Source organism: Bradyrhizobium sp. USDA 376 (assembly GCF_054063675.1).
The window spans coordinates 3,319,033-3,343,818 of sequence record NZ_JBSSGN010000001.1 but is presented as its reverse complement, the minus strand read 5'-3'; the positions used below and the strand labels follow the sequence as shown (position 1 = coordinate 3,343,818).

General features: G+C 65.1%; 25 protein-coding genes and 1 riboswitch. Of the genes, 8 read left to right on the top strand and 17 right to left on the bottom strand.

The window, feature by feature from the left end:
• Window positions 1–43: 43 nt before the first annotated feature.
• The 5 genes from ACVJ19_RS15620 to ACVJ19_RS15600 all read left to right on the top strand — a co-directional run bounded on the left by ACVJ19_RS15620 (window position 44) and on the right by ACVJ19_RS15600 (window position 3,079).
• The gene (locus ACVJ19_RS15620; RefSeq protein WP_453948297.1) at window positions 44–622 is read left to right on the top strand and encodes a methylated-DNA--[protein]-cysteine S-methyltransferase; all 579 of its coding nucleotides are present in this window, start codon (window positions 44–46) and stop codon (window positions 620–622) included.
• Between the two features lie 10 nt (window positions 623–632).
• Entirely contained in the window at window positions 633–1,472 is an 840-nt protein-coding gene (locus ACVJ19_RS15615) for a helix-turn-helix transcriptional regulator (RefSeq protein ID WP_453948299.1), read from the top strand.
• Between the two features lie 55 nt (window positions 1,473–1,527).
• Window positions 1,528–1,887, top strand: a complete 360-nt coding sequence (locus ACVJ19_RS15610) for a VOC family protein (RefSeq protein ID WP_260387013.1) — start codon at window positions 1,528–1,530, stop codon at window positions 1,885–1,887.
• A gap of 147 nt (window positions 1,888–2,034) precedes the next feature.
• Window positions 2,035–2,430 (top strand): SRPBCC family protein, encoded by a 396-nt coding sequence (locus ACVJ19_RS15605; RefSeq protein ID WP_453948300.1) that lies wholly within the window; start codon window positions 2,035–2,037, stop codon window positions 2,428–2,430.
• Window positions 2,431–2,599: 169 nt separating this feature from the next.
• Window positions 2,600–3,079, top strand: coding sequence for a hypothetical protein (locus ACVJ19_RS15600; protein WP_453948302.1), 480 nt, complete (start codon window positions 2,600–2,602; stop codon window positions 3,077–3,079).
• A gap of 87 nt (window positions 3,080–3,166) precedes the next feature.
• Here the strand turns inward: ACVJ19_RS15600 and ACVJ19_RS15595 are convergent, their stop codons facing one another.
• The 4 genes from ACVJ19_RS15595 to ACVJ19_RS15580 form a co-directional block, all read right to left on the bottom strand.
• Window positions 3,167–3,841 carry a hypothetical protein gene (locus ACVJ19_RS15595; protein WP_453948303.1) on the bottom strand — a complete coding sequence of 225 codons (675 nt, stop codon included), beginning with the start codon at window positions 3,839–3,841 and terminating at the stop codon, window positions 3,167–3,169.
• Window positions 3,842–3,984: 143 nt separating this feature from the next.
• Entirely contained in the window at window positions 3,985–5,427 is a 1,443-nt protein-coding gene (locus ACVJ19_RS15590) for an MATE family efflux transporter (RefSeq protein WP_456739392.1), read from the bottom strand.
• A gap of 366 nt (window positions 5,428–5,793) precedes the next feature.
• Complete coding sequence (locus tag ACVJ19_RS15585) at window positions 5,794–6,846, bottom strand: hypothetical protein (RefSeq protein ID WP_453948305.1); 1,053 nt, start codon at window positions 6,844–6,846, stop codon at window positions 5,794–5,796.
• 139 nt (window positions 6,847–6,985) lie between these two features.
• Window positions 6,986–8,122: a 2'-deoxycytidine 5'-triphosphate deaminase gene (locus ACVJ19_RS15580; protein WP_453948307.1), complete on the bottom strand. Its 1,137-nt coding sequence runs from the start codon at window positions 8,120–8,122 to the stop codon at window positions 6,986–6,988.
• 80 nt (window positions 8,123–8,202) lie between these two features.
• Window positions 8,203–8,282, top strand: a riboswitch (SAM riboswitch).
• Window positions 8,283–8,356: 74 nt separating this feature from the next.
• On the opposite strand from ACVJ19_RS15580, the gene ACVJ19_RS15575 reads away from it, so the two are divergent.
• The gene (locus ACVJ19_RS15575; RefSeq protein WP_453955079.1) at window positions 8,357–9,544 is read left to right on the top strand and encodes an O-succinylhomoserine sulfhydrylase; all 1,188 of its coding nucleotides are present in this window, start codon (window positions 8,357–8,359) and stop codon (window positions 9,542–9,544) included.
• 156 nt (window positions 9,545–9,700) lie between these two features.
• Here the strand turns inward: ACVJ19_RS15575 and ACVJ19_RS15570 are convergent, their stop codons facing one another.
• From ACVJ19_RS15570 to ACVJ19_RS15560, 3 genes are read right to left on the bottom strand one after another with little or no spacing between them, the layout of a single operon-like run.
• Window positions 9,701–10,693 (bottom strand): SGNH/GDSL hydrolase family protein, encoded by a 993-nt coding sequence (locus ACVJ19_RS15570; protein ID WP_453948309.1) that lies wholly within the window; start codon window positions 10,691–10,693, stop codon window positions 9,701–9,703.
• Window positions 10,694–10,705: 12 nt separating this feature from the next.
• Window positions 10,706–11,485 (bottom strand): SGNH/GDSL hydrolase family protein, encoded by a 780-nt coding sequence (locus tag ACVJ19_RS15565; RefSeq protein ID WP_453948310.1) that lies wholly within the window; start codon window positions 11,483–11,485, stop codon window positions 10,706–10,708.
• A complete protein-coding gene (locus ACVJ19_RS15560) occupies window positions 11,485–12,729 on the bottom strand; it encodes an OpgC domain-containing protein (protein ID WP_453948311.1) in 1,245 nt (414 codons plus the stop codon). The genes ACVJ19_RS15565 and ACVJ19_RS15560 overlap by 1 nt, the downstream gene beginning before the upstream one ends.
• Window positions 12,730–12,955: 226 nt before the next feature.
• Between ACVJ19_RS15560 and apaG the strand changes: the two genes are divergently transcribed.
• Window positions 12,956–13,348, top strand: coding sequence for a Co2+/Mg2+ efflux protein ApaG (gene apaG, locus ACVJ19_RS15555; RefSeq protein WP_453948312.1), 393 nt, complete (start codon window positions 12,956–12,958; stop codon window positions 13,346–13,348).
• A 131-nt stretch (window positions 13,349–13,479) separates the two neighbouring features.
• On the opposite strand, the gene ACVJ19_RS15550 is transcribed toward apaG, so the two are convergent.
• The 3 genes from ACVJ19_RS15550 to ACVJ19_RS15540 form a co-directional block, all read right to left on the bottom strand.
• On the bottom strand, window positions 13,480–14,487 hold the full coding sequence (locus ACVJ19_RS15550; protein ID WP_453948314.1) for an Hsp33 family molecular chaperone: 1,008 nt from the start codon (window positions 14,485–14,487) through the stop codon (window positions 13,480–13,482).
• A 242-nt stretch (window positions 14,488–14,729) separates the two neighbouring features.
• The gene (gene argF / locus ACVJ19_RS15545; RefSeq protein WP_453948316.1) at window positions 14,730–15,653 is read right to left on the bottom strand and encodes an ornithine carbamoyltransferase; all 924 of its coding nucleotides are present in this window, start codon (window positions 15,651–15,653) and stop codon (window positions 14,730–14,732) included.
• The gene (locus tag ACVJ19_RS15540) at window positions 15,653–16,861 is read right to left on the bottom strand and encodes an acetylornithine transaminase (protein WP_453948317.1); all 1,209 of its coding nucleotides are present in this window, start codon (window positions 16,859–16,861) and stop codon (window positions 15,653–15,655) included. Before ACVJ19_RS15540 ends, argF begins: the two co-directional genes overlap by 1 nt.
• 454 nt (window positions 16,862–17,315) lie before the next feature.
• Here ACVJ19_RS15540 and ACVJ19_RS15535 point away from each other — a divergent pair, with 454 nt between their 5' ends.
• Complete coding sequence (locus tag ACVJ19_RS15535; RefSeq protein WP_018644522.1) at window positions 17,316–17,828, top strand: GcrA family cell cycle regulator; 513 nt, start codon at window positions 17,316–17,318, stop codon at window positions 17,826–17,828.
• A 363-nt stretch (window positions 17,829–18,191) separates the two neighbouring features.
• Here ACVJ19_RS15535 and ACVJ19_RS15530 read toward each other — a convergent pair whose 3' ends face one another.
• From ACVJ19_RS15530 to pstS, 7 genes are all read right to left on the bottom strand, one after another.
• Window positions 18,192–19,232, bottom strand: a complete 1,041-nt coding sequence (locus tag ACVJ19_RS15530; protein WP_453948319.1) for an IS110 family RNA-guided transposase — start codon at window positions 19,230–19,232, stop codon at window positions 18,192–18,194.
• Window positions 19,233–19,461: 229 nt separating this feature from the next.
• Complete coding sequence (phoB, locus tag ACVJ19_RS15525) at window positions 19,462–20,169, bottom strand: phosphate regulon transcriptional regulator PhoB (RefSeq protein ID WP_074122952.1); 708 nt, start codon at window positions 20,167–20,169, stop codon at window positions 19,462–19,464.
• A gap of 22 nt (window positions 20,170–20,191) precedes the next feature.
• Complete coding sequence (gene phoU / locus ACVJ19_RS15520; protein ID WP_453948321.1) at window positions 20,192–20,908, bottom strand: phosphate signaling complex protein PhoU; 717 nt, start codon at window positions 20,906–20,908, stop codon at window positions 20,192–20,194.
• Window positions 20,909–20,919: 11 nt separating this feature from the next.
• Window positions 20,920–21,741, bottom strand: a complete 822-nt coding sequence (gene pstB / locus ACVJ19_RS15515) for a phosphate ABC transporter ATP-binding protein PstB (protein WP_080133537.1) — start codon at window positions 21,739–21,741, stop codon at window positions 20,920–20,922.
• Window positions 21,738–22,583, bottom strand: a complete 846-nt coding sequence (gene pstA, locus ACVJ19_RS15510; protein WP_453948322.1) for a phosphate ABC transporter permease PstA — start codon at window positions 22,581–22,583, stop codon at window positions 21,738–21,740. Before pstA ends, pstB begins: the two co-directional genes overlap by 4 nt.
• Window position 22,584: 1 nt before the next feature.
• Window positions 22,585–23,574 carry a phosphate ABC transporter permease subunit PstC gene (gene pstC / locus ACVJ19_RS15505; RefSeq protein ID WP_453955081.1) on the bottom strand — a complete coding sequence of 330 codons (990 nt, stop codon included), beginning with the start codon at window positions 23,572–23,574 and terminating at the stop codon, window positions 22,585–22,587.
• 136 nt (window positions 23,575–23,710) lie between these two features.
• Window positions 23,711–24,724, bottom strand: coding sequence for a phosphate ABC transporter substrate-binding protein PstS (gene pstS, locus ACVJ19_RS15500; RefSeq protein ID WP_211402583.1), 1,014 nt, complete (start codon window positions 24,722–24,724; stop codon window positions 23,711–23,713).
• Between the last annotated feature and the right edge of the window lie 62 nt (window positions 24,725–24,786).

The following is a 24,786-nucleotide window of genomic DNA, read 5'->3' as shown; positions in this document are numbered from 1 at the left end:
ATCGGCCTGTCGGGGAAAAGCGTGCACTGAGTGGGGCGTGTGCATGGTGGGGCGTGGCTACACGATATTCGACACGGCGATAGGCCGTTGCGGCATCATCTGGAGCAGTACCGGCGTGGTGGCCGTGCAATTGCCGGAGGCGCGGGAGATCGACACCCGCCGCCGGATTTTTCAGGCTCATCCCGAGGCGCGCGAGCAGCGGCCTCCGCCCAATACCGAGCTTGCGATCGAGGGCATCGTGGGCCTGCTGCAGGGCAACGATCCCGATTTTTCCGACGTCAGCCTGGATGCCGGCGGCGTGCCCGGCTTCAACCGGCGGGTCTACGAATACACCTGCACGATTCCGCGCGGGGAGACGCGCACCTATCACGAGATCGCCAAGGCACTCGGCGCCTCCGGCGCCGCGCATTCGGTGGCGCAGGCGATCGCGAAAAATCCCTACATGCTGATCGTGCCGTGCCACCGCGTGCTGGAGGCCGGCAATTACACCGGCCGGATCTCGCCCTATGGCGGGGTGATCTCCAAGCGGCGTCTGCTGTCGCTGGAGGGCGCCCATCCGGTCGCCAGCAAGACGCTGTTCGAGGTGCTGCTGCCCGTTGCTCCGCCGAGGCCGTCTACCTAGATAAGGCGGCATGGACGCCACCACGCTGCTGACGACACGATCGATAAGGGTCTCCGAGTTTCGCTGCGATGCGGGACCGGACGACACGCCGTTCGCGGAATGCCGCACGGGTCATTCCATCGCCTATGTGCGCTCCGGCAGTTTTGGCTGCCATTGCCGCGCCGGCTTCTTCGAGCTGGTGGCGGGCTCGATCCTGGTCGGCGCCCCCGGCGAGGAATACACCTGCACGCACGAGCATGTCAGCGGCGACGTTTGCCTCGGCTTCTTCTTCAGCGAGGACCTGGTCGATGCCCTCGGGGGACGGCGCGAGATCTGGCAGGTCGGCGCGACACCGCCGCTGCCCGAGCTGATGGTGCTGGGCGAGCTCGCCCAGACGGCAGCAGATGGCAACAGCGACCTGGGACTCGACGAGATCGGCCAAATTCTTGCCGGCCGTTTCATTGATGTGGTTTCAGGCAAGGCGCGCAAGCCGGCCACGCCGACCGCGCGCGACCGCCGCCGCGCCGTCGAAGCCGCGCTGTGGATCGACGACAACTCGCATGCCGAGCTCGATCTCGAACAGGCAGCAAAGCAGGCCGGCCTCAGCCCGTTCCATTTCCTGCGGTTGTTCTCGGCCGTGCTCGGCGTCACCCCGCATCAATATCTGGTGCGCTCCCGGCTGCGGCACGCCGCGCGCAGGCTTACCGAGGACGACATCGCCGTCACCGACATCGCCTATGACGTCGGCTTCGGCGACCTCTCCAACTTCGTACGCACCTTCCATCGCGCCGCCGGTGTGTCGCCGACGAAGTTCCGGCAGGCCTCGAAGGGGATGCGCAAGATTCTCCAAGAGCGGGTTGCCCTCAACTGACTAGGGTCGTCTCCGGCGCGCGCCAGTTGCGGCGCGCTTTGCAATGGAGACGATCATGTACGACCACATCGGATTGCGCGTTGCCGACCTCGACGCCGCCACGCGCTTCTACACCGCAGTGCTGGCCCCGCTCGGCTATGTCCTCTGCTCGAGCGGCGACGGCTATGCCGGCTTCGGGCCGAAGGGCGAGCCGGGGCTGTGGCTGCATCTGAACAAGGGCCGGAAAGCCGACGGCGCGCATATCGCGTTTCGCGCCGGGGATCATGACGCGGTCAAGGCGTTTCACAGCGAGGGCCTGAAGAGCGGCGGGCGCGACAATGGCGGCGCCGGGCCGCGCAAGGATTATAGCCCGACTTATTACGCGGCGTTTTTGATCGATCCCGACGGCAATAATGTCGAGGCGGTTTGTGTGTGAGGCGCGACCAAGCGCTCCACATACGCCGTCATTCCGGGATGGTGCGTAAGCACCAGACCCGGAATCTCGAGATTCTCAGGTGCGCAATTGCGCACCAGAGTTCGCGCTTCGCGCGCCCCGGAATGACTCCAACAAACGGGAATTCCCATGGCCTCCATCCACAACGACATCCCCCTCCCCGCCCCCGCCCGCGACGTCTGGGACGCGGTGCGCGATTTCGGCGCGCTGCCGCAGCGGCTGGTGCCGGGCTTCGTCACGGCCTGCACGCTCGACGGCGATGCGCGCATCGTCACCTTCGCCAACGGCTCCGTCGCGCGCGAGGTGCTGGTCGATTGTGACGATGCGCGGCAGCGCCTCGTCTATGCGATCAACAACGAACGGCTGAAGCATTACAGCGCCTCGGTGCAGGTGATCGCCGAGGGCGAGGCACGGTGCCGGCTGGTCTGGATCATCGACATGCTGCCGAACGAGCTCGCGGCCTACGTGCAGGGACAAACGAAGGAGGCCGTCGCCGCCATGCACCGGGCATTCCCGGCTGCGTAGCTCTTTGTTGGAGCATGATCTTTTCGGAAAACCGCTGCACACTTTTCCGGATCATGCTCGCTTGCGTGATGTTTTTCACAGAGCCACGCCCTCGCCGGCCGTAACCATGCCCGCGTGCGTCCGGTTGGCTCCGCTCTCCCGGCGGTGCCACGCACGCGAGGAGCATGCCATGAGAGGTGCGGACAAGGTGATCTGTCAGGCGGCCGCCGTGCTGCTGCTGTTTTCGATGTCGGGCGTGCCGGCAAAGGCGCAGTTCCTCGGCGGCGGAGGTGCCGGCGGCGAGGACATGATGACCCAGATGGCGCCGATGCTGGAGATGATGAAGGCGAAGATGGGCAAGCGCCGCTTCGCCATGCTGATGCAGACCATGGGCCCGATGATGAGCCGCATGATGGAGAACGGCGGCGGCGGGCTCGGCGGCATGATGGGGGGCGGCGGCAATCTCGGCGGCGGCTTTGGCGCTCCGAACTACGGCGGCTATGCGCCAATGGGCGGAGGCGTGCCGACTGGGCTCGGCGGCATGGGCGGCGGCGACATCATGGGCATGCTCGGCGGCTCGGGAGGCGGCGACATGATGGCGATGATCCCGCAATTGATGCGGCTCGCCAATGCCGGCGGCGGTGGCCATCGCCGTCACAAGCACCGCTGACGCGGGCATATCCGGCAACGAGGCAACCACCCTTCGGGGGGCACGAAGGATGGTTGCGCCGGGCCGGCGGATGGGGCTTCGCCGGTGTTAGATCCGATCGTTCAGCAGGACGCCGGACAGCGAAGGGTCGCTTGATTGCGTCGCGCTGTAGGTCGAATCCGTAAGCGAGTTCTTCAGCGACTGGAGGAATTGCTGCAGCAGGTCCGTCGCCGACGTACTGCTTGACGAACCATCCGTGCTGCTCGCAGTCGTCGTGTCACTTGATCCCGTCGTGCTGGATGAGGTCGAATCCGTGAGCGAGCTCGTCAGCGATTGGAGGAATTGCTGAAGCAAATCCACCAGCGGATTGCCGCTCGACGAGCTGTCCGTGCCGCTGGCCGAAGCGCCGCCATCCGGCGACGGCCCGGGCGGCGGTCCACCTGCTCCGCCCGGTCCACCCGGACCATGGGAGAACGCCGCCTTGAAGATGCCTTGCAGCTCGGTGGCCTGCTCGTCGGTCAGCTTGCCGTTCGACACTTCCTGCTGGATGAGATCGTCGACCTTCGAGGTGAACTCGTCGGGCGATAATCTGCTGCCGCTGGATATATCGCTCGCGCTGCTCGATTGCAGGGCGGAATCGATGTCGCTGAGTGCGGACGACAGCGCCGTCTGATCGGCCGCGCTGACCGCGCCGGAGCTGACTTCCGCCTGCAGCTCGTCCTGCAGTCGCTGCAACGGCGATGTGTGGCGATGGTGGGAGGAGAGCGCCGAAATCGAGGTCATGATGGCTTTCCGTGCTGATGAACTCGCGGCGAAATTGTCGCCAGGAGCTGGCGCGGAGCCTTCGGCATGGCGCGGCTTCGGTTACCCGGCATTGCCAGGCAACCGATGGAAATATTCAGAAACAAAAATCCGGCGCGCGCGTCCTAATCCGCGCCCGACAGAGCCGGCCTGATCGCGGGCTTGCCCTCGCGCGGTCCCCAGCGGGTCAGCACCACGCTGGAGCATGACAGCAGGCCGAGCACGACCATCGAGCTCGCGGCCAGCCAGAAGAAGCTCTGCGCGGTGGCCTCGTGCGTCAGCAGCCACCAGCCGACCGCGGAGATGTAGATCAACCGCGCGGTCTGCGCCAGCACCGGGCCGATCACCTTCGCCGCACCTTGCGAGGAGAAATACATCGTCGTTGCAAGGCCGAAGAACGCGTAAAACGGCCCGACCGTCGAGAGATATTGGTGGCTCGCCGCGCGCACGGCCGCGCTGTCGGTGAAGATGTTGACCCAGAGATCGGGGAAGATCGCAACGAGGCATGCCGGCGCGCCGACGGCCACGAAGGCCGCAGCACTGGCGATCCAGGCGATGCGCCGCGCCCGCGCGATGCGGCCCGCGCCGATCGCCATTCCGACCATCGGCACGCAGGCAATGCCGAACGAGAACGCGATCGAGGTCAGCAAAAATTCCAGCCGCGCGCCGACGCCGTAGCCGGCGAGGATCGCGGTGCCGAACTTCGCCAGCATGTGGGTGAAGATCGAGATCGTCAGCACCGATTGCAGCGGGGAGAAGCAGGCGATGGCGCCGACCTTGAGGATGTCGAAGAACATCGCCCATTGGATGCGCAGGCCGCGCAGCCTCAGTGCGATCCGCGCGCGGCCGGAGAACAGGTACCAGCCCATGATGCCGATGTTCATGGTGTAGGCGATCAGCGCGCCGGCCGCGACGCCGCGCATGCCGAGCTGCGGCACCGGGCCGAGCCCAAGACCGAGCGTGCCGCCGAGCACGATCTGCCAGGCTGCGGAGTTGAGGATGAGGAACGACGGCAGCTTCATGTTGCCGGTGCCGCGCAACACGCCCGCCATGGTGTTGAGCAGCCAGGGCAGCACGGCACCGCCGAAGAACACCTGGGTGTAGGCGATCGCATGCATCAGCACATCGCCGCGGCCACCGAGCATTTCGAGCACTTTTGGCCCGAAGATCAGCATGCCCAGCATGAACACCAGTCCGAAGGTGATGCCGATCAGCAGCGCATGCATGGCGAGCGTGCCCGCGCGCTCACGATCTCCGGCGCCGAGCGCGCGGGCGATGGCGGAGGCCACCGCGCCGCCCATGGCACCACCCGACATCGTCATGGTCAGGATCACTGTCGGAAACACCAGCGCCATCGCGGCCAGCGCCTCGACGCCGAGCCGGCCGATATAGGACGTCTCCGCGATCACCGTGCAGGTGCCGGCCGACAGCGCGATCACGTTCGGCCAGGCGAGGGAAAGCAGCGTGCGCAGGATCGGACCGTCGGTCAGCGCACTCCGCACGGGACGCGGCGGCGGCAGCAGCGGGCGCTCTTGCTCATCGACCGGGATCTCGGCGATGTCGGACATGTCCTCTCCCGGGCAAGGGCGCCATTTGCGGCGCGGCAATCACTTGGTGTGCCAATGACTTTGTTCGCGCGAAAGGCGCGGCGAGAGGCTTGTTAGCACGGCAATTGCCGGTTCCTCCTGCGCCTGATGCAGGCGTGCCCTGCGGGAGCGCATTTCGATAGGTGGAATTGACTTTCTCCCTCTCCCCGTTCTTACGGGGCCGCGACGAGCTTCGCTCGCGCTGAGAGGGTTGGGGTGAGGGGCTCTATCCGCACAGACGGTGAGAGCTGGACTCGCGGAGACTCCCCCTCACCCGGAATTTGCTGACGCAAATTCCGGCCTCTCCCCGCATGCGGGGAGAGGCGAAGTGCGCGGCGACAGCATCGCCTAACCGATCGTCCACACCAGCGGCGGACGGCCGCCTACCGTCGGACGCAAGTGCACGCCGATGTGCCGTCCACATCCGGCAGCCAGCCCTTCGAACAATCCCTCCAGCACTTTGGCGCAGGCGCGGTGATAGTCGGCGACGTCGTCCATCAGCTTCCAGCTCTGCTGGCGGAGTTCGAACGCGCCTTCGGACAGCGTCGCCTCGGCGGCGTCATCCTGCGCGGCGAACAGCGCGTTCAGGAACGATGCGAATTCACTCGCGCCGCCGCGGGTCATCGACAGCGCCGCTGCAACCTCGTCGAAATATTGCATCCCGATCAGCTTGCCGGTGAGGTGCAGCAGATAGCCGGTGTCTTCGGGGCCGAACAGCTGCACCATCACGGGCGCGGCGGTGCGGACATATTCCATCGCGTAGTTGCGATAGGCTTTCTCCAGCCGCGGCTTCGGCCAGCTCGCGACCGGCAATGCCGGCGCGGTCTTGGCGTCGAACAATGGCGCCTCCAGATGCCGCGCGAAGACGAGGCGCTGGTCGAGCTCGAGCGGATGGTCGTATTGATGGTAGTAGCCTTCGAGCCCGTCCTGGCCGTCGACGCTCTGCTTGGTGCAGACGAAGCCGAGGCGGAGATCACCCAGCGCGACGCCGTTGTTGGCGTGCCAGCCGCGCAGCATCGCGCGTGAGACCTCGCCCGGCACGCCGCAGATCGCGGTGCCCTTCCAGATCCAGCGCGGCGGCGGATAGCGGATCCAGGCTTTGCGGTCGCTCTCGTACATGTATTCGACATGCACGCCGCCGATCCAGTTGGAGAGATAGTGATATTGCGCGGCGGCCACCGCCGGCGGCAGATGGCTGAGCCCGAGCTTCTGCAGGCCCGGCAGGAAGCGCTCCTGCTGCTGGCGACGGAACACGCGAAACACGAACTCCGCCGCATCCGCCGTGCCGCGGCGCGTGACGACAGTGAGGATCAGGCCGGTGAAATAGGCGTGATAGAGGTCCGCGACCGCGCGCCAGCGCTTCCATTGGGCTTCCTGCGCGGCGTCTGATGCGGCGGTCATGTTCGCTCCCGGATTGTTGTTTTACGGGAGTGTGTCATCGCAGATGGAGCGGCGCAATGAAACGCGAGCCGTAATCGGAGCAGAGCCCCATGCAGGAGCCCGGAAGCAAACTTCGGTGTCGTCCCGGCGAAGGCCGGCTCTACACCCGAAAATGCTTGCTCAGCTTCAGGCCCTGCGCCTGGTAGTTGGAGCCGATGCGCTGGCCGTACATGGCGTCGGGGCGCGCCAGCATCTTCTCGTAGACGAGGCGGCCGACGATCTGGCCGTGCTCGAGGATGAACGGCACCTCGCGCGAACGCACTTCGAGCACGGCGCGCGCGCCCTGCCCGCCAGCGCCGGCATAGCCGAAGCCGGGATCGAAGAAGCCGGCATAATGCACGCGGAATTCGCCGACCAGCGGATCGAACGGCACCATCTCCGCGGCGTAATCGGGCGGCACCTGCACCGCCTCTTTCGAGGCGAGGATGTAGAACTCGCCGGGATCGAGGATCAGGCTTCCGTCGGGACGGGCCGAGATCGGCTCCCAGAAATCCTCCACGGCGTAGCCGGCGCGGCGATCGACGTCGACGACGCCGGTGTGGCGCTTGGCGCGGTAGCCGACGAAGCCATTTGCCTTCTCGCCGGACAGATCGACGGAGACGGCGACGCCGCCCGAGAGATCGGCATCGTCGATGTCGACGAGACGCTCAGTGGCGTGCAGCGCATCGAGCTCGTCGGCGTTGAGGATGGCATCGCCGGTGCGGAAGCGCACCTGCGACAGGCGCGAGCCCTCGCGCACCAGCACCGGAAACGTCTTCGGGCTGATCTCGGCATAGAGCGGGCCGTGATAGCCGGCGCCGATCATGTCGAAGCGACGGGTGCCGTCGGCGATCACGCGGGTGAAGACGTCGAGCCGGCCGGTCGAGCTTTTCGGATTTGCGGCTGCGACGATCTCCGGCGGCAGCGCGAGGCTCTCGAGCAGGGGCACGATGTAGACGCAGTTGGTCTCCAGCACCGCGCCGTCGGCAAGGCTGAACTCGTGCAGCTTCAATTCGTCGATGCGCTCGGCGACGGTGGCGCCGGGCCCCGGCAGGAAGCTGGCGCGGACGCGGTAGGCGATGTCGCCGAGGCGCAGATCGAGGCTTGCCGGCTGGATCTGGCTTTCGACGAAGTCGTAGGCGGGCAGGATGAGCCCCGCCTCCGCCATCGCCGCGATCATGCGGTCGGGCAGGATACCATTGGCGTCGGCGGCGATCGTGAAGCTCAACCGGGGGTCCTCGTCAGGGGTCAAACGCATCCGGACATGCAGGAAATACTAGCCTTTTACGGCTATCCGATGGACGCCTTGACGGAAAGGCCATTGCGGAATATGAGCATCACTTATCCCGTGGTGATTTGAGCCGGCCGGCTTGCAGCCACGTTAAATAAGTCGCTAAACAGGCCGGGGACCTCTGTGATCCCGGCCCGTGGTTTTGTCCAGGCCGGTTTTTTTGTGACCGTTTTCGACGAAACGGTCATGTCGGAGGGTCCTATGTCGAAGTCGCCTGCTGCTTACCGTCCCGAAACCCGCCTGGTCCATTCCGGCACCCTGCGCTCGCAATATGGCGAGACGTCGGAGGCGCTGTTTTTGACGCAAGGCTATGTCTATAACAGCGCCGAGGAGTGCGAGGCGCGGTTCAAGGGCGAGGACCCCGGCTTCATCTATTCGCGCTACTCCAACCCGACGATTGCGATGTTCGAGCGCCGCATGATCGAGCTCGAAGGCGCCGAGGCCGCCCGCTCGGCGGCAACCGGCATGGCCGCGGTGACGACCGCGATCCTGGCCCCGCTGAAGGCCGGCGATCACGTGGTCGCCTCGCGCGCCTTGTTCGGCTCGTGCCTCTACGTGATCCAGGACCTCTTGCCGCGCTACGGCATCGAGGCCACGCTGGTGGACGGAGCCGATCTCGACCAGTGGCAGCGCGCACTTCGGCCGAACACCAAGACGTTCTTCCTGGAGAGCCCGACCAACCCGACGCTCGATGTGCTCGACATCCCCGGCATCGCCGAGATCGCGCACAGTGGCGGCGCGCGGCTCGTCGTCGACAACGTGTTCGCAACGCCGATCTGGCAGAGCCCGCTGGCGCTGGGCGCCGACGTCGTCGTCTACTCCGCGACCAAGCACATCGACGGCCAGGGCCGGTGTCTCGGCGGCATCATCCTGTCGTCGGAAGCCTTCATCGCCGAGCACCTGCATAATTTCATGCGCCAGACCGGTCCCTCGATCTCGCCGTTCAACGCCTGGGTCCTGCTCAAGGGCCTGGAGACGCTGGGCGTGCGCGTGCGCGCGCAGACCGACACCGCGGGCCGCGTCGCCGAGGTGTTGGCGAGCCATCCCAAGATCTCGCGGCTGGTCTATCCCGGCCGCGCCGATCATCCGCAGGCAGCGCTGGTGAAGAAGCAGATGCGCGGCGGCTCGACGCTGGTCGGCTTCGAGGTGAAGGGCGGCAAGGCGGCCGCGTTCCGCGTGCTCAACGAGCTCAAGCTTGCGAAGATCTCGAACAATCTCGGCGACGCCAAGAGCCTCGTCACGCATCCGGCCACCACGACGCATCAGCGCCTGAAGCCGGAAGACCGCGCCGCGCTCGGCATCAGCGAGGGCTTCATCCGCTTCTCCGCGGGGCTGGAGCATGCGGACGATCTGATCGAGGATCTCACCGCGGCGCTGGAGAAGGCGTGAGGCGATCAAGGTCCCGTAGGGTGGGCAAAGCGACTTGTCCGCCGTAGCTCGAAGAGCGAAGGCGGAAGCGTGCCCACCATTCAAACCAACGCTGCCGATAGATGGTGGGCACGGCGCGCGAAGAGCGCGCCTTTGCCCACCCTACGGCACCGAGCCTTACATCGGCCGGTACGTCCTCACATCAGCCGGCACGTTCACCCCTAGCTTGATCTGGCCGACGGAGCGGATGATGTCGTCGCCGAGCAGCTGGGCGAAGCAGGCGTAGCCCCAATCGTTCATGTGCAGGCCGTCGGCGATCACGAAGCTCTCGACCGGGATCGACTGGTTCTCGTGCCAGTCGCGCATCACCTCGAAGCGCGGGAAGATGCCGACCTTGCGGAGCTCGGCGACCTTGCCGAGCAGCTTGATCATCTTGCCGGCGCTCTCGGCACGCTGGTTGACGGCCGGCGAATATTGCGGATCGACCAGCACGATGTCGGCTCCGCCGGCAGCCTGGATGTGGGAGATGCCCTCCTCGACCAGTTTTGCGGTATCGGCCGGATCGAGATTGCGCAGCACCGCGTTGGTGCCGACCTGCCAGATCACCATGTCCGGATGCACGTCGATCACCTGCGTCTGAAGGCGCTTCATCATCTCGGGCGCGTCCTCGCCTCCGACGCCGGCATTGACGACGGTGATGTCGGCGGTCGGATAGTGCCGGCGCAGCTGTGCGGCGAGACGGTTCGGATAGTTGAAATCGGGCGAGCTCGCGCCGTATCCGGCGGTCGACGACGAGCCGAATGCGACGATCACGACAGGCTGGCCGGCGACGAGCTTGGCGGCGACATGTGGCAGCGAGCCCATCGCCTTCGAGCCGCCCTTCGGCGGCAGGCAAGGCACGCGGCTGAAAACATCGCCGGCAGACTTGGCGACCTGCTTCACCTTGTCGATGGCGCGCGCGGTGATGCCGCGCTGCTCGGGGGACGTCACGGCGACCGTGGTCTGGGACGGCGATGCGGGAGCGGGATTAGCGGTTTGTGCCGGCGCTTGCGTCGCCTGCGCGGCTTGTGCCTGCGCGCGCGACTGCGACACCGGCGTCAGCAACAGCAGCGCTGCCGCTGCTGATACAGCCAGCCATGCTGTCGGGAAAAAAGGGCGGAGAGAACTCATTAACGCTAGACCTCAATTTTGCTGCTGGGCCGGCCCCAGATGGGCTGCGTCAAACACGAACTGTGCCAACGCCCGGCCAAGGCAATCATGAACCTGCTTCGCCAGTTCGGGGCCGCGGGACGGGCTGAAAAGATCGAACTGCCCCTGGTCATTCCACTGCCGCATGATCGCGAAACGGTCGAACAGCGGAATGTCGTGCTCCTGCGCCACCACCCGCATGTTGTCGAGATAGGGCGGCGCCGAGATCATCGTCTCTGTACGCGGGCTGTACTGCAAGTTCATCAACACGACGTCAGCCCCTGCATTTTGCAGCGCGGCAACCCCCTCGGTCACAGCACCGCGAAAATCATCGGGATCGATGGCTCGGATAGCATCCACGGTCCCGGTCTGCCAGATGACCAAAGTAGGCCTTTTTGCTTCCATCAGCTTAACGAAGGTGGTGGCCGCCTCCTCTGCCGTTTTCTTGCTCTGTATTTCTACGGAGACATGCACGACTTCCGACGGTGGCAGCTTGTCCTTCAGGATGGCCTGCATGCGCGCCGGATAGGACGCATCCTCCGAGGCCGGAATCGTGGTCGAACGGCTGCCGATGACCAGGATTTCCAGCGGTTTGCCTGATCTCACGGCCTCGGCGACCTTGGGAAGCTGGCTTTCGCTGCTGAGCAGATAGGACGGCAATTCGCAGGCCGCGGGTGCCGCCGGAGCGGCAGACGCAGCATCGCCCGCGCGCGCCTGGGGCGCGGCGAGGCCACCGCATAGCAGGATCAGGCTCAGGAGAACCTTCGCCTTCATCAGCCCCCTCCCGCCAGATCGGCGTTGCCGACGGCGTTTTTGGTTTTCGCACCGCTCTTGTCAGCCACGCGCTTGTACCACGAAATCACCCATGCAACGCCCCACATGATCAGGATTCCGGAGAGACTAATCAGCGCATGCATGACTGCGCCGCCGGAGACCTCGGCCAGGATGAAATGGCCGGCGAAGGCGAGGAAGACGCCGAGGCAGAAGATCTCGAGCGAATGCTGGCCGCACAGGATCAGCGGCCGCAGCCACTGCGATTTCAGGCCCGGCCAGTCCCGCGGCAGGAAGCGCACGGTGAGCGCGGCCAGCGCCAGGAAATGCGTGAAGCGCAGAACGTCGAGATCGGTCTTGTCGATCGGATACATCCACTGCTCGAGCCGCTTCGGCATCAGATGGGACAGCTGCGGCAAGTACCAGGTCAGCGTCACGTAGAACGCCGCCACGATATAGGCGATCGAGATCCACATCGTTACCGGCGACGCTAAAATACGCGACATGCGCCGCGCACCTCCGAGCGCACACCATGCACCGAAGACGAAGAGCAATTGCCAGGCCAGCGGATTGAAGGCCCAGAAGCCGTTCGGATAGGCGGAGAAGTAGAGATCGTATTCCCAGGTCACCGCGTAGAGCACGACGGAAAGTCCGAGCGTGACGTCGGGCTTCCATTTCATCGACCACAGGATCACGGGCAGCGCCAGCATCAGGACGATGTACAGCGGCAGCACGTCCATGTTGACGGGACGGAAGCGCAGCAGCAGCGCCTGCACGATGGTGACGTCGGGCTGCTTGAGGAAGTCCATGATCCCCATCTCTTCGGTGTAGAGCGGGTTCTCGAACCGGGTCGCCACATAGGAGATCTCGGCGAGGAAGATCGTGAACAGGAAGACGTGCGCGACGTAGATCTGCCAGACCCGCCGCAGGATGCGCGCGGTAGCGATGACGACGCCGCCCTCCAGCATCGCGCGGCCGTAGACGAAGGCGGCGGTGTAGCCTGAGATGAAGATGAAGATCTCGGTGGCGTCGCTGAAGCCGTAATTGCGGATCGTGAACCAGGTCAACAGGCTCTGCGGCAGATGGTCGATGAAGATCAGCCACAGCGCCAGCCCGCGGAACAGGTCGAGCCGGAGCTCGCGCTCGCCGATGGCGGGCAGCGTGATGGCTGGCGCGGCCGCGCGCAGCTCCGCAGGCTTGGCGGTTCCTGCGATCGTCGATCCCGTCACTTGGTCGGCAATGGTCATCGGGGCCTAAAAACCCTCACCCAAATCGCGACGTTGAAGGAGTGTACCGGTCCGGCCGTCATCTCGCAAAGCGGCCGGATCACATCGGGGTGTATTCCCTTAGGGATGTATTCCGTCGGGGATGTATTCCCTTGGGGGTGTACTTCCTCGCCAATTCTGGCGGCACGATGTCGCCGAAACCGCTCCGGAGTTTGGTTCCGGCGCCGGATTTCGGTATGATGCCGCCATGTACCGCGCCGTGACCCGCCAGATCGAAGTGACCGTCGAGCCGAACTTTGTTCCGGAGCAGTCGTCGGCCGACCGCTCCCGCTATTTCTGGTCGTACACCATCGTCATCACCAATTCGGGCGAGGAGACCGTGCAGCTCAAGACGCGGTACTGGATCATCACCGACGCCACCGGCCGCCAGCAGGAGGTCAGGGGCGAGGGCGTGGTCGGCGAGCAGCCGACGCTCGCCCCCGGCGAGCGCTTCGAATACACCTCCGGCGTGCCGCTCACGACCGCCTCCGGCTTCATGACCGGCCGCTACCAGATGGTCAGCGAAACCGGCGAGCGTTTCGAGATCGACGTGCCGACGTTCTCGCTGGACAGCCCGGATAATAAGCGGGTGTTGAACTAGCGCCACCCGAGCGCAGGTGCCGTAGGCTGGGCAAAGGCGCAAAGCGCCGTGCCCACCATTCCGGTCACATCACGCAACTAGGTGGGCACGCTGCGCTTTGCCCACCCTACGATGTCCGAGACCTTGGCGCGCTACGCGTCCTCGACGCCCGCTTCGTGCGGCGTGAACTGATACACCGAGCTGCAGAACTCGCAGGTGACGACGACCTTGTCGTCCTTGACCATCGCCGCGCGGTCGTCGGACGAGAAGCTCTTCAGCATCGACGCGACTGCGTCGCGCGAGCAGGAGCATTGCGCCTTCAGTGAGAGCGGCTTGAACACGCGCACGCCGCGCTCATGGAAGAGGCGATAGAGCAGCCGCTCGCCGGAGAGCTCCGGATCGATCAGCTCGACATCCTCGACGGTCTCGATCAGCGAGCGCGCCTCGACCCACGCGTCGTCTTCAGCGACGCTGTGAGCCTCGACGCCGTCGGGTGCATCGCCGGGATGCAGATCCGCCTGCCGCGCGCGCTCCGGCGCCTTCGGCAGAAACTGCATCAGCATGCCGCCGGCGCGCCAACGATGCTTGCCGCCGTCGCTCGAGCGCCACTCCTCGCCGACCGCAAGGCGCACCTTGGTCGGAATCTGCTCGGAGCGCAGGAAATATTCGTGGGCGGCATCTTCCAGGCTGCCGCCGTCGAGCGCGACCAGGCCCTGGTAGCGGCTCATGTCGGGGCCCTGGTCGATGGTCATGGCGAGATGGCCGCGGCCGAGCAGCGTGCCGGAATCCTTCGCCGTGCCCAGACGCGAGGCGTCATAGCGGGCATAGGCGCGCAGATGGTCCGGCGCCTTGTAGTCGACGACCAGGAACGACACCGGGCCGTCGGTCTGGGCCTGGAGGATGAAGCGGCCCTCGAATTTCAACGCAGATCCGAGCAGCGTCGCCAGCACGATGGCCTCGCCGAGCAGCTTGCCGACGGGTGCGGGATAATCGTGCTTGGTCAGGATGTCGTCGAGCGCGGGGCCAAGCCGTACCAGGCGACCGCGCACGTCGAGCGCGTCGACCTCGTAGGGCAGCACGGCGTCGTCAACCGGTACCGCTGATGGCGCGCGAACCGGGCCTTCAGGCCCGGTTTTCATGTCAGGGGATTGGAAAACCATGGCGCTTTATCTGGGGTCGGTGGGTGGAGAATGGAAGGGGGTGAGGGGCCCCATCCGGACGCTGAGTTGATCACATACGATACAGCAAATTCAGTGTCGTCCTGGCGAAAGCCAGGACCCATTACCCCAGGAAGAAGTTGTGGCGCGAAGTTGGCAATGACCAACCTTCGCCAAACCAAAGCCGGTGGTAATGGGTCCTGGCTTTCGCCAGGACGACGATCCGAATGTACGCGACTGCCGCGTTACTTCACCGCGTCAAAGCACCAGGCGAGAATGCCTTTCTGCGCATGCAGGCGGTTCTCGGCCTCATCGAACACGACCGATTGCGGGCCGTCGATCACTTCGTCGGTGACCTCCTCGCCGCGATGGGCGGGCAGGCAGTGCATGAACAGCGCATCGGGCTTCGCCAGCGACATCAGCTTCGAATTGACCTGGTAAGGCTTGAGCACGTTGTGACGGTGCTCGCCTTCCTTGTCGCCCATCGACACCCAGGTGTCGGTGACGACGCAATCGGCGCCCTTCACGGCAGCCTCGGGATCGGTGCCGAGCACGATCGGCGCGCCCGTCGCCTTGATCCAGTCGCGCATCGCCTTCTTCGGCGCGAGCTCCGGGGGCGTTGCGACGTTGAGCTGGAATTTGAAGCGCTCGGCAGCATGCGCCCAGGACGCCAGCACGTTGTTGTCGTCGCCGGTCCAGGCCACCGTCCGGCCCTCGATCGGGCCGCGATGCTCCTGATAGGTCAAGAGGTCCGCCATCACCTGGCAGGGATGCGAGCGCCGCGTCAGGCCGTTGATGACGGGCACGGTCGCATTCGCTGCAAGCTCCAGCAGCGCATCATGGTTGAGGATGCGGATCATGATGGCGTCGACATAGCGCGACAGCACGCGCGCGGTGTCGGCGATGGTCTCGCCGCGGCCGAGCTGCATCTCGGCGCCGGTGAGCATGATGGGCTCGCCGCCGAGCTGGCGCATGGCGACGTCGAACGAGACGCGGGTGCGCGTCGAGGGGCGCTCGAAAATCATCGCCAGCGTCTTGCCTTCGAGCGGCTTCACTGGCTGATGCGCCTTCTGCTTCGCCTTCATGGTGGAGGAGGCATCGAGCATGCTCTTGAGCTCCGACAACGGCAGCTCGTTGATATCCAAAAAGTGCTTCGGCGACTTGCTCATCAGCTTGCCGCCCGCTTGGTCTGACTGGACGAGATCGCAGCACAGGCGCGCTCTAACCGCGCAACGCTGTCCTCGATCTCGGCTTCGGTGACGATCAAGGGCGGCAGGAAACGCACGACATTGTCGCCGGCGCCGACCGTGAGCAGTTTTTCATTGCGCAAGGCCGCAACGAGATCGCCCGAGGGCACGACAGCCTTGATGCCGATCAAGAGGCCCTCGCCACGCACTTCGCTGACCACGTCAGAGTGGCGGTCGATCACGGAGGCGAGCTTCTGCTTGAGCAGCAGCGACATCCTCTGCACGTGATCGAAGAAGCCGGGCTTGAGCATGACGTCGAGCACGGCATTCGCAGCGGAAATCGCCAGCGGATTGCCGCCGAAGGTGGAGCCGTGCGAGCCCGGCCCCATGCCGGCTGCCGCATCGGCGGTCGCCAGGATCGCGCCGATCGGGAAGCCGCCGCCGAGCGCCTTGGCCAGCGACATCACGTCAGGTGTGACGCCAGTGCGCCGATGGGCGAACAGATCGCCGGTGCGGCCCATGCCGGTCTGCACCTCGTCGAACGCGAGCAACAGGCCCTTCTCATCGCAGAGCTGGCGCAGCGCCTTGAGGAACGCCGGCGTCGACGAGCGCACGCCGCCCTCGCCCTGGATCGGCTCGATCAGGATGCCGGCGGTCTGCGGACCGATCGCTTTCTTCACGGCATCGATGTCACCGTGCGGGACCTGGTCGAAACCGTCCATCGGCGGACCGAAACCTTCGAGATATTTTGCAGATCCCGTCGCGGCCAGCGTCGCCAGCGTGCGGCCGTGGAAGGCGCCCTCGAAGGTGATGATGCGATAGCGCTCCGGATGGCCCTTGGAGAAGTGATGATGGCGGACCAGCTTGATCACACCTTCCAGCGCTTCGGCGCCGGAATTGCAGAAGAACACGAAGTCCGCGAAGCTTTCCTGGCACAGGCGCGCGGCGAGCTTCTCGCCGTCCGGGCTCTGGAACAGGTTCGACATGTGCCAGAGCTTGGTCGCCTGCTCCTGCAGCGCCTTGACCAGCACGGGATGGGCGTGGCCGAGCGCGTTCACGGCGACGCCCGAGGTGAAATCGAGATAGCGATCGCCATTGGTCGCAATCAGCCAGCAGCCTTCGCCGCGCTCGAAACCGAGGTCGGCCCTGGCGAAAACGGGAAGCAAATGCGGCGCGGCGCTGTTAGTCATGACGATCACTTGATGTTGCGGACGGCCTGAACGCGCTCACGCAGCGCACCATCAACCGGCCCGGAAAACGAAACGTGCCGCCTTTTAAGGGCGGCACGTGACACTATCTTATGCCCGGTAGAACGGGTGTCAATGCCGCCCGAAAGCCCCGCGAAACGCTGAATCCGTAGTCTTGCGGTGCCGGATTTGCGGGGTTTTTGCCACGGAACATGTGGAAGCGAGTCGGCTGACTCTTGCGCGTGAGTCACGCCATATTGTAGCGTTTGGCTTGTCAGATACGACATCTCGTGCAGCAGTTCTGATCCTCTAAGTCCTCATGTACCGGCGTAAACGTTCGGGCGTTCTGGTTACGCCCGGCGAGCCTTAAGGGATTCTGGCGGCACGGGTTTTTCGAGGCTTAGGCATTCGCCGCAAGGCGCCAGGACGGCAGCCGCACGGCGAGGGAAAGGGTGCAATGACGGTTTTGACCTGGTCCGACGATCGCGTCGAGCAGCTGAAAAAGCTCTGGGAGGCCGGATTGTCGGCCAGCCAGATCGCAGCCGAGCTCGGCAACGTGACCCGTAATGCCGTGATCGGCAAGGTGCACAGGCTCGGCCTGTCCGGCCGCGCCAAGAGCCCCTCATCGGCAGCTCCCCGGCCGCGCAAGGCGCGTCCCGCTCAGCACATGATGCGGGTCAGCCGCCCCATTGCACGCGGCAACACCGCGCTGGCGCAGGCCTTCGAGGTCGAGGTCGAGGCTGAACCGGTGACCTACGACAACGTGGTGCCGATGAGCCAGCGGCTGTCGCTGCTCGAGCTGAACGAGGCGACCTGCCACTGGCCGGTCGGCGATCCCTCGAGCCCGGATTTCTTCTTCTGCGGCGGCAAGGCGCTCTCCGGCCTTCCCTACTGCGCGCAGCACTCGCGCGTGGCCTATCAGCCCGCGGCCGATCGCCGCCGCGCGCCCGCGAAGCCGGGCACGCGGTAAGTTTGTTGATCTAGCTGATTGCAGCCGTCACACGATGACGGCTCAACGCTCCGATGTCGTCCCGGACAAGCGCGCCTCAAGCGCGCGCAGATCCGGGACCCATATGTGGACGGCCCCCGTGGCACAAGAGGCTTGGCGGTCTGATCGGATCGCTTGCATCCATATGTCCGGCCTGTTGGTGCGGTTGATTTGAACCGCTGGCCAAGATGGTTTCCGCGACGCGAGCTCCAATCAACCACGCGACCTGGGTTCGGCCGATGGGTCCCACGGGATGTCTCGCACCTCGGATCGATCGATCCTACCATCTACTCCTCTTGCAGCTCCGGCTCGGCCGGTCGGGCGAACCCGATCGGCTGATCTGTCTTAGGCGGCAGCCGCGGATGCAGCCCGCATCCGAGCGCCGTCGTATCTCTCCCCCGTCACCATCAGCTTCCAGGCGATGCGGGCATTCTTGTTGGCGAGCGCCACGGCTGCGAGCTTGGGCGGCTTGCGCTTGAGCAGGGCCAACAGCCAAGGTGACGGATGACCGCGGCCGCACATGGCCTGCTTGATCACGGCGGTCGCTCCCGCCACCAGGACGCTGCGCAGCCGCTCGTCTCCAGCACGGGTGATCTTGCCGAGACGGGTTTTGCCGGCAGTGGAATGGTCTTTCGGAGACAGCCCAATCCAGGCCGCATAATGCCTTGCGGAGCTGAACGCGTGCGGATCCGGCGTCTTCATGATCAGCTCAGGCGCACCGATCGGCCCGATCCCTTGAATCTCTGCAAGGCGCCGGCTGTCCGGGTTGGCACGGTGCCAGGCCTTCAGCCTGGCTTCGATTGTCTTCAGTTCCTCCTGTAACTGCGCGTACTGGCGGCCCTGCTGCGCCAACAGATCGCGCGCCAGTTCCGGCACGCTTTCGTCTTGCGCGATCTGCGCCAACAGCGGCTCGACCTGGCTGAGCCCCTTGGCCGCCGTGATCCCGAACTCAGCCGCATAGCCGCGGATCATGTTGCTAAGCTGGGTGCGCCGGGCGATCATCTGCTCGCGCAAGCCCGTCAGCATCAACGCGGCCTGCTGCTCGGCACTCTTCACCAGCACGAACCGCATCGTCGGCCGGCTCATCGCCTCGCACAGGGCCTCAGCGTCGCGCCCGTCGTTCTTGTTGCGCTTGACATAGGGCTTCACGTGCTGTGGCGCCATCAACTTCACTTCGTGGCCCAGCTTGCCCAGCTCCCGCGCCCAGTAATGCGCCGCCCCGCAGGCCTCCATCCCCACCTGCGTCGCCGGCAGCTTGGCAAAAAACTCCAGCATCTGCTTGCGCGTCAGCCGCTTGCGCAGCACTGGCCGCTCCGCCGCGTCCACCCCATGCAGTTGAAAAATATGCTTCGACGTATCGATCCCAATTCGGATAATCTCGCTCACGGACGGCTCCCTTGTCTGAGATTTGCAACAACCTCATTCTGGCACACTGATGCCGTAGGGGGCCGTCCACCCCATCAGCCACCGCAAGGTGTGTGGTTACGGGGACTCGGAGTTACCTTTTCGCAAAACAATCACGCCCTGTGGTTATGGGTCCCGGATCTGCGCTTACGCTTGTCCGGGACGACACTGAGCGTGTGGCGACAGCTCGCCAAACAAACGCCTGCAAGCCTTACGTCTGCTCGGCCTTCGCAAAGCGATCATCGAGCGCGTAGCCCGCGCCGCGGACGGTGCGGATCGGGTCCTGCTCGCGGCCGAGATTGAGCAGCTTGCGCAGGCGGCCGATATGGACGTCGACGGTGCGTTCGTCGATGTAGATGTCGCGGCCCCAGACGCTGTCGAGCAGCTGCTCGCGCGAGAACACGCGGCCGGGATGCTCCAGGAAGAACTCCAGCAGGCGATATTCGGTCGGGCCAAGATCGATCGGCCGGCCCGAGCGCGCCACGCGGCGCTTCTCGCGATCGAGCTCGATGTCGCCATAGGCGAGCACGGTGGCGAGCCGCTCGGGGCTGGCGCGCCGCAGGAGGCCCTTCACCCGCGCCAGCAGCTCCGGCACCGAGAACGGCTTGACGATGTAGTCGTCGGCGCCGGTCGCAAGCCCGCGCACCCGCTCGCTCTCCTCGCCGCGCGCGGTGAGCATGATGATCGGAAGCTGCTTGGTCTCGGGGCGGGTGCGCAGCCGCCGGCACAGCTCGATGCCGGAGAGGCCCGGCAGCATCCAGTCGAGCACGATCAGGTCCGGGATGTGCTCCTTGAGGCGGGTGTCGGCGTCGTCGCCGCGCATCACCGTCTCGACGTCATAGCCGTCGCCTTCGAGGTTGTAGCGGAGAAGCTCGGTGAGAGCTTCCTCGTCCTCAACCACCATAATGCGTGCGCCCATCGGCTCGTCGCTCCTTGAGTCTTCAGGTATTCGGGACCGTCGTGGCGAAGGTCGTCATGTCGCCCTTCGGCCGCTTGTCGGTGATGGCCTGGCCCTCGATCATGTAGAACACGGTCTCGGCGATGTTGGTGGCGTGGTCGCCGATCCGCTCGATGTTCTTGGCGCAGAACATCAGATGGATGCAGAACGAGATGTTGCGCGGATCCTCCATCATGTAGGTGAGGAGCTCGCGGAACAGCGAGGTGCAGATGGCGTCGACTTCCTCGTCGCCCTTCCACACCGCCATCGCCGCCGGCAGATCGTGCGCGGCATAGGCGTCCAGCACCGACTTGACCTGCTGCTGCACGAGATCGGTCATGTGTTCCAGGCCGCGGAACAGTTTCAGCGGATGGAAATCGGTCTCCAGCGCGGCAACGCGCTTGCCCATGTTCTTGGCGAGGTCGCCGATGCGCTCCAGATCGGTCGCAACGCGCATGGCGCCGACGATCTCGCGCAGATCCACCGCCATCGGCTGACGGCGCGCGATGGTGAGCACGGCGCGCTCCTCGATGCGCTTCTGCAGCGCGTCGAGATCTGCGTCGGTGGTGACCACGCGCTGGCCGAGCGCGACGTCGCGGCGGATCAGCGCGTCGACGGAATCGACGATCATGCGCTCGGCAATCCCGCCCATCTCGGCGACCAGGCGAGTGAGCTCCTGGAGGTCGGTGTCGAAGGCTTTTGCGGTATGTTCAGAACCCATGTCCTGTCTCCTCAGCCGAACCGGCCGGTGATGTAATCCTGCGTGCGCCGATCGCTCGGCGACGTGAAGATCTTGCTGGTGTCGTCGAACTCGATCAGCTCGCCGAGATACATGAAGGCGGTCTTGTCCGAGACACGCGCCGCCTGCTGCATGTTGTGGGTGACGATCGCGATCGTGTAGTTCTCGGACAGCTCCTGGATCAGCTCCTCGACCTTGGCGGTCGAGATCGGGTCGAGCGCCGAGCAGGGCTCGTCGAACAAGATCACCTCGGGGCGCACCGCGACGGTGCGGGCGATGCAGAGGCGCTGCTGCTGGCCGCCGGAGAGCGACAGGCCCGAGGCGTTGAGCTTGTCCTTGACCTCGTTCCACAGCGCGCCGCCGCGCAGCGCCTTCTCGACGCGGTCGTCCATCTCGGACTTCGAGATCTTCTCATAGAGACGGATGCCGAAGGCGATGTTCTCGTAGATCGTCATCGGGAACGGCGTCGGCTTCTGGAACACCATGCCGACGCGGGCGCGCAGCAGGTTGAGGTCCAGCTTGGGGTCGAGGATGTTGGTCTGGTCGAGCATCAGCTGACCGGTGACGCGCTGGCCCGGATAGAGGTCGTACATCCGGTTGAAGATGCGCAGCAGGGTCGACTTGCCGCAGCCCGACGGGCCGATGAACGCCGTGACGCGGTTGGTGCCGAGCGTCAGGTTGATGTTCTTCAGCGCGTGGTGCTCGCCGTAATAGAAGTTGAGGTTGCGCACCGTCACCTTGGCGGGCGCTTCCGGCAGCGGCTGCTGCGAGGCCAGATGGGCGTTGGAACTCACGGATACGGAAAGATCGGTCATTTTGCAGTCCTCTCGGCGCCGAGGATGCGCGCGCCAATGTTCAGGGCAAGCACGGTGATCGTGATCAGCAGCGCGCCGCTCCAGGCGAGCTGCTTCCAGTAGGCGTAGGGGCTCTGCACGAAGTTGTTGATGGTGACCGGCAGGTTCGCCATCGTCTTGTTCAGGCTGAGGCTGAAGAACTGGTTCGACAGCGCGGTGAAGAGCAGTGGCGCGGTCTCACCGGCGACACGGGCGGTGGCGAGCAGCACGCCGGTGATGAGACCCGACCGGGCCGCACGATAGGCGATGCGCTTGATCACCAGCGAGCGCGGCAGGCCGAGCGCGGAGGCCGCCTCGCGCAGCGCATTCGGCACCAGCAGCAGCATGTCCTCGGTGGTGCGCAGCACCACGGGGATCACGATGACGGCGAGCGCGAGCGCGCCCGCAATCGCCGAGAATCCGCGCATCGGCACCACCACCGCGCCGTAGATGAACAGGCCGATGATGATCGAGGGCGCCGACAGCAGGATGTCGTTGATGAAACGGATCACCGAGGTCAGCTTGTCGTTGCGGCCGTACTCGGCGAGATAGGTGCCGGCGAACAGGCCGAGCGGCGCGCCGATGCCGACGCCGAGCACGGTCATGATCAGCGAGCCGACGATGGCGTTGAGCAGGCCGCCTTCGGTCGAACCGGGCGGCGGCGTGTTCTCGGTGAAGATCTGCAGGTTCAGGCCGCTCAGGCCGTTGTAGAGCAGCGTGACCAGGATCAGCGCCAGCCAGGTGACGCCGAAGGCGGCGGCACCGATGCAGAGCCCGCGGATGACGATGTCCTTGCGGCGGCGGCGTACGTAGATCGGGTTCATGTCACTTCCCCGCCTTCTTTTCGAGACGCAGCAGCATCAGCCGCGCGGCCGCGAGCACGAAGAACGTCAGCACGAACAGCAGCAGGCCGAGCAGGATCAGGCCGGACTGATGCAGGCCGTCGCTCTCGGCGAACTCGGATGCGATCGCCGCCGAGATCGTGGTGCCCGGGGCGAAGATCGAGGAGGAGATGCGGAACGAATTGCCGATGATGAAGGTCACCGCCATGGTCTCGCCGAGCGCGCGGCCCAGCGCCAGCATGACGCCGCCGATGATGCCGACGCGGGTGTAGGGGATGACCACGCTGCGGACGACCTCCCAGGTGGTGCAGCCGACGCCGTAGGCGGCTTCCTTCAGCACCGGCGGCACGGTCTTGAACACGTCGACCGAGATCGAGGTGATGAAGGGCAGCACCATGATGGCGAGGATCAGCGCGGCGTTGAACAGGCTGAGATAGGACGGGGGCCCCGCGAAGATCGCGCCCAAGACGGGGACGCCGTCAAAAATCTTGATCATGAAGGGCTGGAAGGTGTTGGCCAGGAACGGGCCCAGCACGAAGAAGCCCCACATGCCGTAGATGATCGAGGGGATGCCGGCGAGCAGCTCGACCGCCATTCCGATCGGGCGGCGCAGCCATTGCGGGCACAGCTCGGTGAGGAAGATCGCAATGCCCAGACCGACCGGAATGGCGATCAGCATCGCGATGAAGGAGGTGACGAGCGTGCCGTACATCGGCCCGAGCGCGCCCAGCACGGGCGGATCGGCCGACGGCGCCCAGCGCTGCGTCCACAGGAAGGAGAGGCCGTATTCCTTCATCGCCGGGAAGGCGCCGACGATCAGCGAGATGATGATGCCGCCGAGGATCAGCAGCACCGAGATCGCGGACAGCCGCGTGATCCAGTAGAAGGTGAGATCGCCGAGCTTGAACGCGCTCAAGGCCTTGGCGCGATCATACGGTCCGGCGGCATCCATTACGTTGCTCTCGACAGCCATCTCAGCCACGCCGATCCCCTGTACCCGTTATTTGTATACGCTTGTTGTTGGTGGCGCGCTCCGGATGCGGCGCGAGGCCGATCCGGAGCGGAGGTCTTGCAGACTGTCCCGGCACTATGTCCGGGACAGGAGCGCCTTAGCTCTTGATCTCGGCAGCCCAGGTCTTCTCGATCAGGGTCACGACGCCCTCGGGCATCGGGATGTAGTCGAGCTCCTCAGCCGCCTTGCCGCCGCTCTTGAAGGCCCAGCGGAAGAACTTGATGGCTTCCTGCGAGGCCGCCTTGTCGGTGGCTTCCTTGTGCATGAGGATGAAGGTCGCCGCGGTGATCGGCCAGGACTTGTCGCCGGGCTGGTCGGTCAGGATGACGTAGTAGCCGGGAGCCTTGGCCCAGTCGGCGTTGGAGGCGGCCGCCTGGAAGGCTTCGACGGTCGGCTGCACCGGCTTGCCGGCCTTGTTGACGAGACCGGTGTAGGTCAGCTTGTTCTGCTTGGCGTAGGCGTACTCGACATAGCCGATCGAGTTCTTGGTCTGGCTGATGTTGCCCGACACGCCTTCGTTGCCCTTGGCGCCGACGCCGACCGGCCACTCGACCGCGGTGCCCTCGCCGACCTTGCTCTTCCAGTCGGCGCTGGCCTTGGCGAGATAGTTGGTGAAGTTGAAGGTGGTGCCCGAACCGTCCGAGCGGCGAACCACGGTGATCGCCTCCGACGGCAGCTTCACGTTCGGATTGAGCTTCTTGATCGCGGCGTCGTCCCACTTGGTGATCTTGCCGAGATAGATGCTGGCCAGAGTCTCGCCGTCGAACACCATCTCGCCGGGCTTCACGCCCTCGATGTTGACGACGGGAACGATGGCGCCCATCACCATCGGCCACTGGACGAGGCCGTCCTTCTCGAGCTGCTCGGCCTTGAGCGGCGCATCGCTGGCGCCGAAGGTCACGGTCTTGGCCTGGATCTGCTTGATGCCGCCGCCCGAGCCGATCGACTGGTAGTTCAGACCGTTGCCGGTCTCCTTCTTGTAGGCGTCAGCCCATTTGGAATAAATCGGGAACGGGAAGGTCGCGCCGGCACCCGTGATATCGGCAGCGAAGGCCGCCGTCGTCGATGCGGCGACCAAGCCAGCAGCGACGATAGTTTTGATGAAATTCATGCTGGTCTCCATACAGGGGAGCGAAGCGCCATCCGCGCCCGATCGCGCTCCCCGCGCCCGCC

Coding starts and splice junctions, on each gene's coding strand:
- ACVJ19_RS15620 (WP_453948297.1), top strand. CDS start 44: ATGGTGGGGCGTGGCTACACGATATTCGACACGGCGATAGGCCGTTGC.
- ACVJ19_RS15615 (WP_453948299.1), top strand. CDS start 633: ATGGACGCCACCACGCTGCTGACGACACGATCGATAAGGGTCTCCGAG.
- ACVJ19_RS15610 (WP_260387013.1), top strand. CDS start 1,528: ATGTACGACCACATCGGATTGCGCGTTGCCGACCTCGACGCCGCCACG.
- ACVJ19_RS15605 (WP_453948300.1), top strand. CDS start 2,035: ATGGCCTCCATCCACAACGACATCCCCCTCCCCGCCCCCGCCCGCGAC.
- ACVJ19_RS15600 (WP_453948302.1), top strand. CDS start 2,600: ATGAGAGGTGCGGACAAGGTGATCTGTCAGGCGGCCGCCGTGCTGCTG.
- ACVJ19_RS15595 (WP_453948303.1), bottom strand. CDS start 3,841: ATGACCTCGATTTCGGCGCTCTCCTCCCACCATCGCCACACATCGCCG.
- ACVJ19_RS15590 (WP_456739392.1), bottom strand. CDS start 5,427: ATGTCCGACATCGCCGAGATCCCGGTCGATGAGCAAGAGCGCCCGCTG.
- ACVJ19_RS15585 (WP_453948305.1), bottom strand. CDS start 6,846: ATGACCGCCGCATCAGACGCCGCGCAGGAAGCCCAATGGAAGCGCTGG.
- ACVJ19_RS15580 (WP_453948307.1), bottom strand. CDS start 8,122: ATGCGTTTGACCCCTGACGAGGACCCCCGGTTGAGCTTCACGATCGCC.
- ACVJ19_RS15575 (WP_453955079.1), top strand. CDS start 8,357: ATGTCGAAGTCGCCTGCTGCTTACCGTCCCGAAACCCGCCTGGTCCAT.
- ACVJ19_RS15570 (WP_453948309.1), bottom strand. CDS start 10,693: ATGAGTTCTCTCCGCCCTTTTTTCCCGACAGCATGGCTGGCTGTATCA.
- ACVJ19_RS15565 (WP_453948310.1), bottom strand. CDS start 11,485: ATGAAGGCGAAGGTTCTCCTGAGCCTGATCCTGCTATGCGGTGGCCTC.
- ACVJ19_RS15560 (WP_453948311.1), bottom strand. CDS start 12,729: ATGACCATTGCCGACCAAGTGACGGGATCGACGATCGCAGGAACCGCC.
- apaG (WP_453948312.1), top strand. CDS start 12,956: ATGTACCGCGCCGTGACCCGCCAGATCGAAGTGACCGTCGAGCCGAAC.
- ACVJ19_RS15550 (WP_453948314.1), bottom strand. CDS start 14,487: ATGGTTTTCCAATCCCCTGACATGAAAACCGGGCCTGAAGGCCCGGTT.
- argF (WP_453948316.1), bottom strand. CDS start 15,653: ATGAGCAAGTCGCCGAAGCACTTTTTGGATATCAACGAGCTGCCGTTG.
- ACVJ19_RS15540 (WP_453948317.1), bottom strand. CDS start 16,861: ATGACTAACAGCGCCGCGCCGCATTTGCTTCCCGTTTTCGCCAGGGCC.
- ACVJ19_RS15535 (WP_018644522.1), top strand. CDS start 17,316: ATGACGGTTTTGACCTGGTCCGACGATCGCGTCGAGCAGCTGAAAAAG.
- phoB (WP_074122952.1), bottom strand. CDS start 20,169: ATGGGCGCACGCATTATGGTGGTTGAGGACGAGGAAGCTCTCACCGAG.
- phoU (WP_453948321.1), bottom strand. CDS start 20,908: ATGGGTTCTGAACATACCGCAAAAGCCTTCGACACCGACCTCCAGGAG.
- pstB (WP_080133537.1), bottom strand. CDS start 21,741: ATGACCGATCTTTCCGTATCCGTGAGTTCCAACGCCCATCTGGCCTCG.
- pstA (WP_453948322.1), bottom strand. CDS start 22,583: ATGAACCCGATCTACGTACGCCGCCGCCGCAAGGACATCGTCATCCGC.
- pstC (WP_453955081.1), bottom strand. CDS start 23,574: ATGGCTGTCGAGAGCAACGTAATGGATGCCGCCGGACCGTATGATCGC.
- pstS (WP_211402583.1), bottom strand. CDS start 24,724: ATGAATTTCATCAAAACTATCGTCGCTGCTGGCTTGGTCGCCGCATCG.